General features: G+C 66.6%; 16 protein-coding genes. 10 read left to right on the forward strand and 6 right to left on the reverse strand.

Annotation, left to right across the window (positions count from 1 at the left end; all coding sequences use genetic code 11):
- Positions 1-2 precede the first annotated feature (2 nt).
- The 4 genes from GGR25_RS22655 to GGR25_RS22670 all read left to right on the forward strand — a co-directional run bounded on the left by GGR25_RS22655 (position 3) and on the right by GGR25_RS22670 (position 2,560).
- A complete protein-coding gene (locus tag GGR25_RS22655) occupies positions 3-962 on the forward strand; it encodes an ABC transporter permease (RefSeq protein WP_183401156.1) in 960 nt (319 codons plus the stop codon).
- A gap of 8 nt (positions 963-970) precedes the next feature.
- Positions 971-1,708 (forward strand): aspartate/glutamate racemase family protein, encoded by a 738-nt coding sequence (locus GGR25_RS22660; protein ID WP_183401157.1) that lies wholly within the window; start codon positions 971-973, stop codon positions 1,706-1,708.
- 196 nt (positions 1,709-1,904) lie between these two features.
- Positions 1,905-2,213 carry a DUF883 family protein gene (locus GGR25_RS22665; protein ID WP_183401158.1) on the forward strand — a complete coding sequence of 103 codons (309 nt, stop codon included), beginning with the start codon at positions 1,905-1,907 and terminating at the stop codon, positions 2,211-2,213.
- Positions 2,210-2,560 carry a hypothetical protein gene (locus GGR25_RS22670; RefSeq protein ID WP_183401159.1) on the forward strand — a complete coding sequence of 117 codons (351 nt, stop codon included), beginning with the start codon at positions 2,210-2,212 and terminating at the stop codon, positions 2,558-2,560. The genes GGR25_RS22665 and GGR25_RS22670 overlap by 4 nt, the downstream gene beginning before the upstream one ends.
- 1 nt (position 2,561) lies before the next feature.
- On the opposite strand, the gene GGR25_RS22675 is transcribed toward GGR25_RS22670, so the two are convergent.
- Positions 2,562-3,365 (reverse strand): response regulator, encoded by an 804-nt coding sequence (locus GGR25_RS22675; protein WP_183401160.1) that lies wholly within the window; start codon positions 3,363-3,365, stop codon positions 2,562-2,564.
- A 195-nt stretch (positions 3,366-3,560) separates the two neighbouring features.
- On the opposite strand from GGR25_RS22675, the gene GGR25_RS22680 reads away from it, so the two are divergent.
- Positions 3,561-3,773, forward strand: a complete 213-nt coding sequence (locus GGR25_RS22680; protein WP_183401161.1) for a NepR family anti-sigma factor — start codon at positions 3,561-3,563, stop codon at positions 3,771-3,773.
- Positions 3,770-4,327: a sigma-70 family RNA polymerase sigma factor gene (locus tag GGR25_RS22685; protein WP_183401162.1), complete on the forward strand. Its 558-nt coding sequence runs from the start codon at positions 3,770-3,772 to the stop codon at positions 4,325-4,327. The genes GGR25_RS22680 and GGR25_RS22685 overlap by 4 nt, the downstream gene beginning before the upstream one ends.
- Positions 4,328-4,415: 88 nt before the next feature.
- Here the strand turns inward: GGR25_RS22685 and GGR25_RS22690 are convergent, their stop codons facing one another.
- Positions 4,416-4,580: a DUF1328 domain-containing protein gene (locus GGR25_RS22690; protein ID WP_183401163.1), complete on the reverse strand. Its 165-nt coding sequence runs from the start codon at positions 4,578-4,580 to the stop codon at positions 4,416-4,418.
- Positions 4,581-4,693: 113 nt separating this feature from the next.
- A complete protein-coding gene (gene ribB, locus GGR25_RS22695) occupies positions 4,694-5,794 on the reverse strand; it encodes a 3,4-dihydroxy-2-butanone-4-phosphate synthase (protein ID WP_183401164.1) in 1,101 nt (366 codons plus the stop codon).
- A 166-nt stretch (positions 5,795-5,960) separates the two neighbouring features.
- Between ribB and GGR25_RS22700 the strand changes: the two genes are divergently transcribed.
- From GGR25_RS22700 to GGR25_RS22715, 4 genes are all read left to right on the forward strand, one after another.
- Positions 5,961-6,710 carry an SDR family NAD(P)-dependent oxidoreductase gene (locus GGR25_RS22700; protein WP_183401165.1) on the forward strand — a complete coding sequence of 250 codons (750 nt, stop codon included), beginning with the start codon at positions 5,961-5,963 and terminating at the stop codon, positions 6,708-6,710.
- Positions 6,711-6,870: 160 nt separating this feature from the next.
- Entirely contained in the window at positions 6,871-8,274 is a 1,404-nt protein-coding gene (gene ahcY, locus GGR25_RS22705; protein ID WP_183401166.1) for an adenosylhomocysteinase, read from the forward strand.
- Positions 8,275-8,440: 166 nt separating this feature from the next.
- Positions 8,441-9,355, forward strand: coding sequence for a methylated-DNA--[protein]-cysteine S-methyltransferase (locus tag GGR25_RS22710; RefSeq protein WP_183401167.1), 915 nt, complete (start codon positions 8,441-8,443; stop codon positions 9,353-9,355).
- 55 nt (positions 9,356-9,410) lie between these two features.
- Complete coding sequence (locus GGR25_RS22715; protein WP_183401168.1) at positions 9,411-10,292, forward strand: SDR family oxidoreductase; 882 nt, start codon at positions 9,411-9,413, stop codon at positions 10,290-10,292.
- 45 nt (positions 10,293-10,337) lie between these two features.
- On the opposite strand, the gene GGR25_RS22720 is transcribed toward GGR25_RS22715, so the two are convergent.
- From GGR25_RS22720 to GGR25_RS22730, 3 genes are all read right to left on the reverse strand, one after another.
- Positions 10,338-11,246, reverse strand: coding sequence for an NADP-dependent oxidoreductase (locus GGR25_RS22720; protein WP_183401169.1), 909 nt, complete (start codon positions 11,244-11,246; stop codon positions 10,338-10,340).
- Between the two features lie 223 nt (positions 11,247-11,469).
- Positions 11,470-12,210 (reverse strand): FAD-binding oxidoreductase, encoded by a 741-nt coding sequence (locus GGR25_RS22725; protein ID WP_183401170.1) that lies wholly within the window; start codon positions 12,208-12,210, stop codon positions 11,470-11,472.
- Between the two features lie 7 nt (positions 12,211-12,217).
- Positions 12,218-12,823: a sulfite oxidase-like oxidoreductase gene (locus GGR25_RS22730; RefSeq protein ID WP_183401171.1), complete on the reverse strand. Its 606-nt coding sequence runs from the start codon at positions 12,821-12,823 to the stop codon at positions 12,218-12,220.
- Positions 12,824-12,835 lie beyond the last annotated feature (12 nt).

Here is a 12,835-nt window from a genome sequence, read left to right on the forward strand (position 1 = left end):
TCATGTCCGAAGGCCGCTCCCGTGCGTTCTACCTCCTCTCCGCCGTCTTCGCCCTCTATGTCCTCTTCCTCTACGGGCCGACGATCACCATCCTGATCCTCTCGTTCCAGGGTCCGAATGGCGGCATGACCTTCCCGATGAACGGGGTCTCGCTGCACTGGTTCTACAATCTGTGGAACGGCATCGGCGTGCCCAACGTCATGGATGCGCTGGTCAATTCGCTCGAGCTCGGCCTCACCGTGACGATCCTCACCGTGATCATCTCGGTGATGGCGGGCTATGCCTTCCGCAAGAAATTCCGCGGCTCGAACGCGCTGTTCTTCACGGCGATCGCGAGCCTCATCCTTCCCTCGATCGTCGTGTCGCTGGGCATCGCGCTCGAATTCCAGATCTTCAACCAGAGCATCACGGGGCTCGGCGACTCGCTCGTCGAAAACTATGTCGACATCGAGAACCCGACCGCCTGGACCAATTTCCTCGGCTGGGTCGGGACGACGATCCAGGACAATTTCTCGACGCTGATGGGCCTCTTCACCTCCGGCCTCGGCGCCCATCTGACCTGGACCTTGCCCTTCGGCCTGCTGATCATGTTCGCCGTCTTCAATCGCTTCAATCCGGCCTATGAAGAGGCGGCGCGCGATCTCGGCGCGACGCCCTGGCAGACCTTCCGCCATGTCGTGCTGCCGATGATCCTGCCGTCGCTGTTCGGCGTGGCGCTGTTCGGCTTCACGCTCTCCTGGGACGAGATCGCGCGGTCGAGCCAGGCGGTCGGCGCCGCCAACACGCTGCCGCTGACGCTGCGCGGCCTCACCACGACGGTGACCACCCCCGTGATCTATGCCCTCGGCACGGTGACCACCGCCGTCTCCTTCGCCGTGATCAGCACCGCCTTCGTCGGCGTGCTCATCGTGCAGGCGCGCCGCCGCCGTCACGGTTCTGATGCCGGAAAGGGCACGCTATGAAGCCGCGCATGCGCATCCAGGTCATCAACCCCAACACGACCGCGAGCATGACGGCAAAGATCGCGGCGGCCGCACGGCTCGTCGCCTCGCCCGGCACCGAGATCTTCGCGACTCAGCCCGACGAGGGGCCGGTCTCGATCGAAGGCTATTTCGACGAGGCGCTCTCGGTCCCCGGTATCCTTGAGGAGATCGCGCGCGGCGAAGGCCAGGAGATCGCCGGCCACGTCATCGCCTGCTTCGACGATACCGGCCTCGACGCGGCCCGCTGCTTCGCCAGCGCGCCGGTCGTCGGCATCGGCGAGGCCGCCTATCATATGGCGAGCCTCGTCGCGGGCCGCTTCACCGTGGTGACGACGCTGGCGCGCTCGATCCCGGCGCTGGAGCACAATCTCGTCCGCTACGGTCTCGCGTCGCGCTGCGGCGGGGTACGGGCGGCCGAGGTTCCGGTTCTCGCGCTCGAGGACCCGCACTCCTCCGCGCGCGACCGCGTCTCCGGCGAGATCGACCGGGCGATCCGCGACGACCGCGCCGAAGCGATCGTGCTCGGCTGCGCCGGGATGGCGGATCTCGCCCGCTCGCTTTCGGCCGAACACGGGCTTCCCGTCATCGAGGGCGTCTCGGCCGCCGTGCGGCTCATCGAGGACCTGTCCGTCATGGGCCTCTCGACCTCGCGCATCGGCGGATGGGCCTCGCCCCGCCGCAAGCCGCTCTCGGGCCGCTACGCCGTGTTTTCGCGGGCCTCCTGAGCCCGCGATCGGCCGCGTCCGCCTCTCCGTCGACGGAACCCTTCGCCGCCTTTACCGTTTGCTGACGGCCCGCATGGAAATTGACGGATGCCAAGTCCGGCATGCGCGGCTTCTGGTAGTATGACGGCAAGTCCCGGCAGCCATGGCTGGCGGAGCCTGTTCACGGCCGGCGCGCCGGCCCTAGGAGTGGCACGATATGGCAGACAAGAACGAAGCCGCTGCGGAGCTTTCCGAGCAGATCAAGGCGATCCAGGCCGAAATTCTCTCGCTGACGGAGACGGTCCGCGCGTTTTCGGCGGAGAAGGCTGCGGCCGGCGCCGAGGCGCTCCGCGAGGCGGCCGGCGTTGCCGGCGCGACGGCGCGCGGCACGGCCGAGGAAGCCCGCCGCCGCGGCGAGGCGTTCGCTGAGGATCTGGAAGGCCGGATTACGGCCAAGCCGCTGCCGGCCGTGCTGATCGCCGCCGGCGTCGGTCTCGTCCTCGGCGCAATCCTGGCGCGCCGATGAGCGCCATTCTCGAAGCGCTCGCGTCGATCGCGACCGCCGCCGCGACGGAGGCCGCCGCGCGCAATGCGCGGCGGATCGTCTGGGGCGGCGCTGCCGTTCTCTGCCTGCTGGTCGGGTTCGTCTTCGCGGCCTCGGCCGGCTATGAGGCGCTCGTCGTCGCGGTCGGTTCGCTCGCCGCCAAGCTGATCCTGGCCGGCGTCTTCCTGATCGTCGGACTGATCATTCTGGTGGTGCTGCAGATCCGCAAGTCGCAGCGCCGGCAGCAGGCGAAGGAGAGCGGTCCGACGACGGCTCTCGCCGTCGCCTTTGCCATGGGCCTGCTCAGCGGCTTCGGCCGCCGGAAATAGCTCAGGCGGCCATCGAGGCCGTCGAGTTGAAGAAGAGCGCCTGGCTGATCGCGGCCTTCACCGTGCGCGGATCGAAGGGCTTGGTCAGCAGGAAGGTCGGCTCGGGGCGCTCGCCGGTCAGCAGGCGCTGCGGGAAGGCTGTGATGAAGATCACCGGCACGGAGAAGCCGGCGAGGATATCGCGGACGGCGTCGATGCCCGACGAGCCGTCGGCGAGTTGGATGTCGGCGAGCACGAGGCCCGGCTGCTCGGCGCTCGCGGCGTCGACGGCTTCGTCGCGGGTTCGCGCGACGGCGGCGACCTCGTGGCCGAGTTCCTGAACGATGCCGGCGAGATCCATCGAAATCATCGGCTCGTCCTCGATGATGAGGACGCGGGTGTGGGTCTGGCGGTCGATCTCGCCGATCGCCTCGGCGACGAGTTCGCGGACCTTTTCCGTCTCGATGCCCATGACGAGCCCTGTATCGGCGTCGGAGAAGCCCTCCATCGTCGTCAGCAGCAGGGCCTGGCGACTGTCGGGCGTCATGGCGGCGAGGCGCTGCTGCGCCGTGGTCTCCTGCCGGCTGATGCCGTCGATCGCCTCATCGGCGCCGAGCTGCGCGCCGGACCAGATCCCGTGGAACAGGCGGTAGAGCGCGATCTTGGGGTGAATCGTGCGGTCGATCACCGCCGGCTCGTTGACGATCGCCTGGAGGCAAGCGCGCACATAGGCGTCGCCGCTGCGCTGGCCGCCCGTCAGGGCGCGTGCGTAGCGCCGCAGGAACGGAAGGTGCGGCGCGAGGTTTTGCGACATGGAGTCGGGCATGAACATACCTTCGAAAACGGGCATCGACTTCAATTCAATGCGAGCGTCGCATCTTGGTTCCCGATCCGGAACCAATTTTGATCGGCCGCATTAAGTTCGTCGCGACGGGGCAGAACCGGCTCCGGAATCAGCCTCGCGACGGAGCGCGAAGACGAGCGGACGGACCGGCGCATGCGCAAATCTGGGACAGAGAACGTGAATCAAGAGGACAAGGACCGGCGGGCCGAAGTGACGAGCCTGCCGACGGGTGAAGAGCGCAAGCACAAGGAAGATTGGATCGGCCGCCAGCTGCGCCGCGTCTTCGATGACGCGCTCAGCGAGCCGCTGCCTGACGACATCATGTCGCTCCTCGAGCGTATCGATGAGGAACCGCCCGAGAACGGCGGCACGGGGAAGGGGGCGTCGTGAGCGCAACGTCGATCAAGAAGGATCTGGTCGGTGCGCTGCCCATGCTCAGGGCCTTCGCGCGCTCGCTGACCGGCAACCGCGACAGGGCGGACGATCTGGTGCAGGAAACGGTGGTCCGTGCCCTGTCCAATCGCGACAAGTTCCAGGAGGGGACCAATCTCCATGCCTGGCTCGTGACGATCCTGCGCAACCAGTTCTACTCGGAGGGGCGCAAGCGCCGCCGCGAAGTCGAGGATGCCGACGGCCTTCATGCGGGCCGCCTGTCGGATCTGGCGGCGCAGCCGGGACATCTCGAGCTCGAGGACTTCCTGCGCGCCCTGCGTCTTCTCCCCGACGAGCAGCGCGAGTCGCTGATCCTGATCGGGGCGAGCGGCTTTTCCTATGAGGAAGCTGCGGAGATCTGCGGCGTCAAGGTCGGCACCGTGAAGAGCCGCGTCTCCCGTGCTCGGGCCCGGCTCGAGGAGATCATGCAGGGTGGCGTCACGCTGCCGGAGGGCGACAGCGTCAAGTTGTCGGCCCGCGAGATCGAGCAGGCGCTTCGTCTCCGCATATAGGGCGGCCCGCTTTGCAGGTTCGCTCCAAACGAAAGAAGCCCCGCTTCCTGTCAGGAAGCGGGGCTTTCTCGTTTCCGGTTCCGCCGGGTCAGGCGCGGCGCATCAGATGCATGACGGCGGAGATCAGGAACAGCACGATCGCGACGACGAAAATCAGCTTCGCGATGCCGATCGCCGTTCCGGCAATGCCGCCGAAGCCAAGAACGGCCGCGACGAGCGCCACGATCAGAAAGAGTATCGCCCAGTTCAGCATTCTTCCCTCCGCATTCGTGCGGCCACCTGGCCGCTCGAAGAGAACAATGCCCCTGACCCCGTCCGGTTCCCGCGCCGTCGTGAACGGCCGATATTCGTTTCGCTTGTCCGCGGCTATTCGACGATGGCGCGGCCGGTGATCTCGATGCCGAAGCCCTGCAGGCCGACATATTGGCGGTCATGCGAGGTGATGAGGCGGATCGAGCGCACCTTGAGATCGCGCAGGATCTGCGCGCCGACGCCAACCTCGCGCCAGCGTTCCTTGCGCTGGCGGGCCGAGAGGTGCTTCTCCTCGCCATCCGTCGCGACCGAGCCATCCGGCCGCACGACGGCGGGATCGCGGATCATGACGAAGACGCCGCGATCCGCCGCGCCGATCTTCTTGAGCGTCGTTTCGAGCCAGGTCTTCGAATCCGGCCCGCGCGAGACGAGGTCGCTGATCGGATTGGCGCGGTGGATGCGGACGAGCACGTCGCTCTGCTCGGCGACGTCGCCGAAGACGATCGCCAGATGCTGCAGCGGGTCGAACGGCGTCTCGTAGACATAGGCCATCGCCGTGCGGCCGCCGACCGGCGTCTCGAAGCGATCGACCTCCTTGATGAAGCTCTCGGTCCGCGCCCGGTAGGCGATCAGATCCTCGATCGAGACGATCTTGAGATTGTGCGTCTTGGCGAACTCGATGAGCTCGGGCAGGCGCTTCACGGTGCCGTCGTCATTGACTACCTCGGCGAGCACGCCAGCGGGCTCCAGGCCGGCGAGGCGGGCGAGATCGATCGCCGCCTCGGTGTGGCCCGAGCGGATCAGCACGCCGCCGTCGCGCGCGATGAGCGGGAAGATGTGTCCCGGGCGGAGGAAGTCGGAGGCGGTGCAATTGTGGTTCGCCAGCGCCTGGATCGTGTTGGCCCGCTCCTCCGACGAGATGCCGGTGGTGAGACCGACCTTGTAGTCGACCGTGACGGTGAAGGCCGTGCGCATCGGGTCGCGATTGTTCGCGACCATCGGCGGCAGGTGCAGCTGCTCGGCGCGTTCCGCCGTGACGGGCACGCAGATGATGCCGCTGGTATGGCGGATCATGAAGGCGACATTCTCCGGCGTCGCCTTGGACGCCGCCATGATCAGGTCGCCTTCGTTCTCCCGGTCCGTGTCGTCAACCACGACCACCAGTTCGCCGGCCGCGATCGCGGCGACGGCTTCTTCGACCTTGTTGAGCGACATGGCGAAATCCCATCGAGAAGGAGCGTTGAAGGTCCTTATCGCCATAGATTGCGCGGCGCCAGATGGCGGGCGCTCAAATTCGGTTGTGCAAGAGGTATGTTTTGCTTACCACTACCGGCGATCGGGAGGCTGCGTGCGCGAGCACGCTTTTCGAAAGAACGGGAAAATGGCGGATACGACTAGGTTTTCGGGACGAGGCGCGATCATCACGGGTGGTGCCTCGGGCATCGGCCTGAAGACGGCGCAGAGGATCGTCTCCGAGGGGGGGACGGTCTGTCTCTGGGACGTCGACACTGCCGGCATCGACAAGGCCAAGGCGCTGCTCGGCGAGCGGGCGCATGGCATTGCCCTCGACATCACCAAGCCGGAGGCCGTCGAGGCCGCCGCCGCCGAGGCCGAGCGCCATCTCGGCAAGATCGACGTGCTCGTCTGCTCGGCCGGCGTCGCCGGCAAGAACGCCCTCGTCGTCGATTATCCGATCGATGAGTGGCAGCGTGTCTTCGCCATCAACGTCAACGGCCTCTTCTACTGCAACCGCTTCGTCGCGCCGCTGATGAAAAAGCACGGCTATGGCCGCATCGTGAATGTCGCCTCGATCGCGGGCAAGGAAGGCAATCCGACCGCCTCCGCCTATTCCGCCTCCAAGGCGGCCGTGATCGGCTTCACCAAGTCGCTCGGCAAGGAACTCGCCAAGGACGGCATCACGGTCAACGCCATCACCCCGGCCACGGTCGACACGCCGATCCTGGCGCAGGTCAGCCAGGCGCATATCGACTACATGCTCTCCAAGATCCCGATGGGCCGCTTCGGCACCGTCGACGAGATGGCGTCGATCATCACCTGGCTCGCCAGCGCCGAATGCTCGTTCACGACCGGCGCCGTCTTCGACGTGTCGGGCGGCCGCGCGACCTATTGATCGTCGCAACATCCGATCCACGGCGCCTGAGGCGCTGCGGATGCCTTGTGACGGGTGCCCTGCATCCGTCACATAAAGATATCTTTATATCCTGATTGCCGCCGCCGCCGCCCTCCGCTATAAGCGCGCCTGACGCTTGAGCGACATGGAGATGCGAAGAATGGCGAACGTGCACGACTACGCGATCAAGGATATCGGGCTCGCCGATTGGGGCCGCAAGGAACTCGACATCGCCGAGATCGAGATGCCCGGCCTCATGAGCGTGCGCGCCGAGTTTGGCCCGTCGCAGCCGCTCAAGGGCGCGCGGATCGCCGGCTCGCTGCACATGACCATCCAGACCGGCGTGCTGATCGAGACGCTGAAGGCGCTCGGCGCCGATGTCCGCTGGGCCTCGTGCAACATCTATTCGACCCAGGACCACGCTGCGGCGGCGATCGCCGATGGCGGCACCCCGGTCTTCGCCATCAAGGGCGAGAGCCTCGAGGATTACTGGGAATATACGCACCGCATCTTCGAGTGGGCCGATGGCGGCGTGCCGAACATGATCCTCGACGATGGTGGCGACGCAACCGTGCTCATCCATCTCGGCAAGCGCGCCGAGGATGGCGACACCGCCTTCCTCGAGTCGCCCGGCAATGAGGAAGAGGAAGTCCTCTTCGCGGCGATCAAGCGTCGCCTCAAGCACAAGCATGGCTGGTACAACGAGATCGCCAAGTCGATCCAGGGCGTGACCGAGGAGACGACCACCGGCGTGCATCGCCTCTACGAGATGCAGAAGCAGGGCAAGCTTCTGTGGCCGGCGATCAACGTCAACGACTCCGTCACCAAGTCGAAGTTCGACAATCTCTATGGCTGCCGCGAGAGCCTGGTCGACGGCATCCGCCGCGGCACCGACGTGATGATGGCCGGCAAGGTCGCCATGGTCGCCGGCTTCGGCGATGTCGGCAAGGGCTCGGCCGCGTCGCTGCGCTCGGCCGGCTGCCGCGTCATGGTCTCGGAAGTCGATCCGATCTGCGCGCTGCAGGCGGCGATGGAAGGCTATGAGGTCGTCACGATGGATGACGCCGCCCCGCGCGCCGACATCTTCGTGACCGCGACGGGCAATGTCGACGTGATCACGCTCGACCATATGCGCGCCATGAAGGACCGTGCGATCGTCTGCAACATCGGCCATTTCGACAGCGAGATCCAGGTCGCCGCGCTGCGGAACTACAAGTGGCACAACATCAAGCCGCAGGTGGACGAGATCGAGTTCCCGAACGGCAAGCGGGTGATCCTGCTCTCCGAGGGCCGTCTCGTGAATCTCGGCAACGCCATGGGCCATCCGAGCTTCGTCATGTCGGCGTCCTTCACCAACCAGACGCTGGCGCAGATCGAGCTCTTCACCAAGCCCGGCCAGTATGAGCGCAAGGTCTATACGCTGCCGAAATATCTCGACGAGAAGGTCGCGGCGCTGCATCTCGACAAGATCGGCGTGAAGCTGACCAAGCTCACCGAGAAGCAGTCTGAATATATCGGCGTCGGCGAGCAGGGCCCGTTCAAGCCCGAGCATTACCGCTACTGAGGCGCGTCCTCGACGCTGCCGGACGAACGGAAGCCGCCTTCGGGCGGCTTCTTTTTTGCGCGCGGCGGCCGGTGGCCGCGCTTCTCGGGCGAAGCCGTGCAAGAATCGGGTGTCGCCCTCGACGTGGGCTTCCTAGATTGCGATCATAGCCTGAGGAAGCGACGCCATGCTGAACATCGCCACCGCCTTCGCCGCCTGCGAGCCGGCTCCGCTGGAGACGTCTGCCGCCGACTACGAGATCATCCGCCGTGCCGTGGAGTTCCTGAGCCAGCGCTGGCGCGAGCAGCCCTCGCTCGAGCGCCTCGCAGGCCATGTCGGCATGAACCCGCTGTCGCTGCAGAAGCTGTTCACGCGGTGGTGCGGCCTGTCGCCGAAGGCGTTCATCCAGGCGCTGACGCTCGACCATGCCCGCGCGCTGCTCGCGGCCGACGCCTCGATCCTCGATACGAGCTACGAGGTCGGCCTCTCCGGACCGGGGCGGCTGCATGATCTCTTCGTCACCCACGAGGCCATGAGCCCGGGCGCCTACAAGGCGCGCGGCGAGGGCGTCACGATCAAATGGGGCTTCCATTCCTCGCCCTTCGGCATGGCGCTGATCATGGTCACCGATCGCGGCCTCGCCGGTCTCGCCTTCGCCGATGCCGGCGAGGAGCGCGCGGCGCTGCTCGACATGAAGGGGCGCTTTCCCTGCGCCGAATATGAGGAAGACTACGAGGCGACGGCGCCGTATGCGGCGCGCATCTTCGAGCCCTCGCGCTGGCGCGAGGATACGCCGCTGCGCATCGTGCTGATCGGGTCCGATTTCGAGGTGCGGGTGTGGGAGACGCTGCTCTCCGTGCCGCTCGGCCATGCGGCGACCTATTCGCAGATTGCCGAGAAAGTGAACAAGCCGCGCGCCGCCCGCGCGGTCGGGACCGCCGTCGGGCGAAACCCCATCTCCTTCGTCGTGCCGTGCCATCGCATCCTCGGCAAGACCGGGGCGCTGCATGGCTATCATTGGGGCCTGACGCGCAAGCGCGCCATGCTCGGCTGGGAGGCCGGCGTGGTCCGCCAGCCCGTGGAAGGCGACGGCGAGGCTTGATCGCGCCGGCGCTTCGCGCGTAAAGCCGGGCGGTCTCCTCGTCGAAAGGACCGCCATGGCACCCCGGAACCTGTTTGTCTTCGGCCTCGGCTATTCGGCGACCGCCTTCGTCCGGCGGAGCGCGGGCGATTGGGACAGCATCGTCGGCACGGTCCGCTCGGCGGAAAAGGCCGCCGCGCTCAAGGCCGAAGGCATCGAGGCGCTCCTCTTTGACGGCGAGCGGCCGGATGCCTTGATTGCCGCGCGGCTCCGTGCGGCGACGCATCTCGTCCTGTCGATCGCACCGGGCGAGGCGGGCGATCCGGCGCTTCTCCATTTCCGCGACGATCTGCTGGCTGCGCCGAACCTCGCCTGGATCGGCTATCTCTCCACGGTCGGCGTCTATGGCGACCAAGGCGGCGGCTGGGTCGACGAGGCGACGGCGCCCAATGCCGTCTCGGAGCGCGCGCGCCGGCGCGTGGAGGCGGAGGCCGCCTGGCAGGCGCTCGGTGCGGAGAGGGGCGTCCCTTTGGCGCTGCTGCGCCTTGCCGGCATCTATGGCCCGGGCCGCAACACCTTCGTCAATCTCGCCGACGGAACGGCGCGGCGCATCGTCAAGCCCGGCCAGGTCTTCAACCGCATCCATGTCGACGACATCGCGGCCGTCGTGCAGGCGGCCGCCGAGCGGCACGCTTCGGGCGTCTTCAACGTCGCCGACAACGAGCCGGCGCCGCCGCAGGACGTCGTCGCCTTCGCGGCGGCGCTCGCCGGCTATCCGCCGCTGCCCGACATCCCGTTCGAGACGGCGCAGCTCTCGCCCATGGCGCGCTCCTTCTATGCTGATAACAAGCGCATCGCGAATGGCCGCCTCGCCCGCGATCTCGGCGTCACGCTGCGCTACCCGACCTATCGCGATGCGCTCAGCGCGCTGTGGGCGGACGGCAGCTGGCGCGGCTGAAACGCCGAATGTGCCGCCGACGAGACCCCGTGAAGGTGCCGCTCGTCATTGAACGATCAGCACGATCCTCCCGCGAATGTGCCCGCGCTCACTGAGCCGATGCGCTTGCGCAATCTGATCGAGTGGAAAGGTTCGCTCGACGGGAAGCCAAAACCGACCCGACTGGATGAGAGACCCTATCGTGCCGAGGGCGTGGAAGGCATGGCCTTGAAAGCCAGTGCTGAAGCGCACGCCATGCTGCTTCGCGCCTTCGAAGTCGGCGAGGGTCAAGACATTCTCGGCACGGCCGGCAAGATCGATCAGATCGGGCAATACCCCGCTTCCTGCCACGTCGAGGGCGGCGTCGACCCCACAGGGCGCGAGGGCGCGGACGCGCTGCGACATGCCCTCGCCATAGGCAACAGGCTCTGCGCCGAGGAGACGGACGAACTCGTTGTTGGCCGCACTGGCGGTTCCGATCACGCGCGCGCCCCGGGCGACGGCGAGCTGTACCGCGGTACTGCCGACGCCGCCGGACGCGCCGTTGATGAGCAGCGTCGTGCCGGAGCCGACGCCGAGCTGGTCGAGGCCTCGCGTCGCCGTTTCGAGCCCGACGGGAAGGGCCGCCGCGTCGATGAAGCCGAGCCCATCGGGAATCAGCGCGCGATGAGTCACGAGCGCCAGTTCGGCGGCCCCGGCTCCGACATCGGAAACACCGAAGATCCGGTCGCCCAGCTGAACGTCGACGACGCCTTCGCCGATCTCGTCGACGACGCCAGAGACATCACGACCGGTGGTCTGGGGCAGGCCGTCACCGAAGTCCACCAGGCCGGCGCGCAGCTTGACGTCGGTCGCACTGATGCCGACGGCGCGAACGATGATCCGCACCTGTCCGGGACCGGGATGGGGATCAGGAAGATCGACGAGCTCAAGCACGTCGGGATCGCCAAACCGGCTGAATTGCGCCGCTTTCATGATACGCTCCTGTCGCTTCGTTCGACCGGAGCGGCTCGTCGATTGAGAACCACACGGACGAACTCAGACGCCGCTGCGGCGTCCAATATTCGTCGTGGAATCTCACGCAAGACGCGAGGATAGAGCTTTCGTCACCGAAAGGACCTGGGCTTACCAAACCAAGTCAGCCTTTTTCGACGACGCCAGCCTAGGATTGCGGCGGCCGGATCGCAAGTTCCGGCTTCTAGCCGCCGTAACGCTCGGTGCGGATTGTCGAAGGATCGAGGCCGGCCGCGACAGCGAGATCGCTCGCGACGCTGACGAAGGGGTTGGAGCCGCAGACATAGGTCGTGAGAGGACGGGCGGTCTCGATTGCTTCCTCGATGCTCTCGGCATCGATGCGCCCGGCGATCATTCCGTCCCGCGCTGCGTCGCGCGAGAGGTGGATGATCAGGCGGAAATGCGGGTCGTCCGCACGGCGGCGCAGCAGTTCCTCGCGCCAGATGAGTTCCTCATAGCTGCGTGCGGAATAGATCAGTGTCGCGGGAACCTGCGGCGCGACGGCCGCCCGGTGGCGCAGGATCGACATCAGCGGCACGAGGCCGGAGCCGCCGCCGATGAGCAGGATCGGCCCGCCATCCTCCGCGCTCCAGTTGAAATGGCCGCCGATCGGGCCGCGCAGTTCGATGTCGTCGCCGATTTCGACGATTTCGTGGAAGAAGGGCGAGACCTCGCCGCCGGTCATCACCTCGATCGCGAGCTCGATCGTGCCGCTTCCATCCGGGGCCGAGCCGATCGAATAGGAACGCTGCGCCTGGTAGCCGTCCTCCGCGGTCAGGCGGATGTCGACATGCTGGCCGGCCGTGAACGTCGTCCAGCCCTCGGGCCGCAGGCGGAAGGATTTGACGCGCGGCGTCAGCACTTCGATCGCCTCGACAGCGGCGTTCCGCCAGACGAGGCGCTGCGGCCCGGCTTTCACGTCCATGGCGGGCTCAATCGTCGGTGAAGCGCTGCTCGCGCCAGGGATCGCCATACATGTGATAGCCGCGCAGCTCCCAGAAGCCGGCCTCGTCGCGGCTGGTGAACTGCAGGCCGGTGATCCACTTGGCCGATTTCCAGAAATAGAGATGCGGCACGAGCAGGCGCGCCGGTCCGCCATGGTCCGGCGTGATCGGCTGACCCTCATAATGGGTCGCGACCATCGCCTTGCCGCCGATCAGGTCGGCCGTCGGGATGTTGGTGGTGTAGCCGTCATAGGAATGGGCGAGCGTGAAGGCGGTCGGCGCCTCGATCCCGGCCTCGGCCAGGATGTCGTCGATCATTACGCCGCTCCAGGCGGTGTTGAATTTCGACCATTTCGTCACGCAATGGATGTCGCGCGTCAGCTTGACGTGCGGCAGCTTCTGGAACTCGTCCCAGTTCCACTTGGCGACCGGGCGGATGCCGTTCTTGATCGTGAACGACCAGTTCTCGATCTTCACATGCGGCGTCGGGCCGGCCGACAGCACCGGGAAATCCTCGGTCAGATATTGCCCCGGGGGCAGGCGGTTGCCGATCTCGTCGCTCGGCCGCCGGCCGACAAAACCTCGTGTCGCCATGTTCGCTCCTGC

The sequence above is a fragment of the Kaistia hirudinis genome, assembly GCF_014196455.1.
GTDB classification, from domain to species: domain Bacteria; phylum Pseudomonadota; class Alphaproteobacteria; order Rhizobiales; family Kaistiaceae; genus Kaistia; species Kaistia hirudinis.

Coding starts and splice junctions, on each gene's coding strand:
- GGR25_RS22675 (WP_183401160.1), bottom strand. CDS start 3,365: ATGCCCGACTCCATGTCGCAAAACCTCGCGCCGCACCTTCCGTTCCTG.
- GGR25_RS22720 (WP_183401169.1), bottom strand. CDS start 11,246: ATGAAAGCGGCGCAATTCAGCCGGTTTGGCGATCCCGACGTGCTTGAG.
- GGR25_RS22690 (WP_183401163.1), bottom strand. CDS start 4,580: ATGCTGAACTGGGCGATACTCTTTCTGATCGTGGCGCTCGTCGCGGCC.
- GGR25_RS22660 (WP_183401157.1), top strand. CDS start 971: ATGCGCATCCAGGTCATCAACCCCAACACGACCGCGAGCATGACGGCA.
- ribB (WP_183401164.1), bottom strand. CDS start 5,794: ATGTCGCTCAACAAGGTCGAAGAAGCCGTCGCCGCGATCGCGGCCGGC.
- GGR25_RS22670 (WP_183401159.1), top strand. CDS start 2,210: ATGAGCGCCATTCTCGAAGCGCTCGCGTCGATCGCGACCGCCGCCGCG.
- GGR25_RS22665 (WP_183401158.1), top strand. CDS start 1,905: ATGGCAGACAAGAACGAAGCCGCTGCGGAGCTTTCCGAGCAGATCAAG.
- GGR25_RS22655 (WP_183401156.1), top strand. CDS start 3: ATGTCCGAAGGCCGCTCCCGTGCGTTCTACCTCCTCTCCGCCGTCTTC.
- GGR25_RS22710 (WP_183401167.1), top strand. CDS start 8,441: ATGCTGAACATCGCCACCGCCTTCGCCGCCTGCGAGCCGGCTCCGCTG.
- GGR25_RS22725 (WP_183401170.1), bottom strand. CDS start 12,210: ATGGACGTGAAAGCCGGGCCGCAGCGCCTCGTCTGGCGGAACGCCGCT.
- GGR25_RS22700 (WP_183401165.1), top strand. CDS start 5,961: ATGGCGGATACGACTAGGTTTTCGGGACGAGGCGCGATCATCACGGGT.
- GGR25_RS22730 (WP_183401171.1), bottom strand. CDS start 12,823: ATGGCGACACGAGGTTTTGTCGGCCGGCGGCCGAGCGACGAGATCGGC.
- ahcY (WP_183401166.1), top strand. CDS start 6,871: ATGGCGAACGTGCACGACTACGCGATCAAGGATATCGGGCTCGCCGAT.
- GGR25_RS22715 (WP_183401168.1), top strand. CDS start 9,411: ATGGCACCCCGGAACCTGTTTGTCTTCGGCCTCGGCTATTCGGCGACC.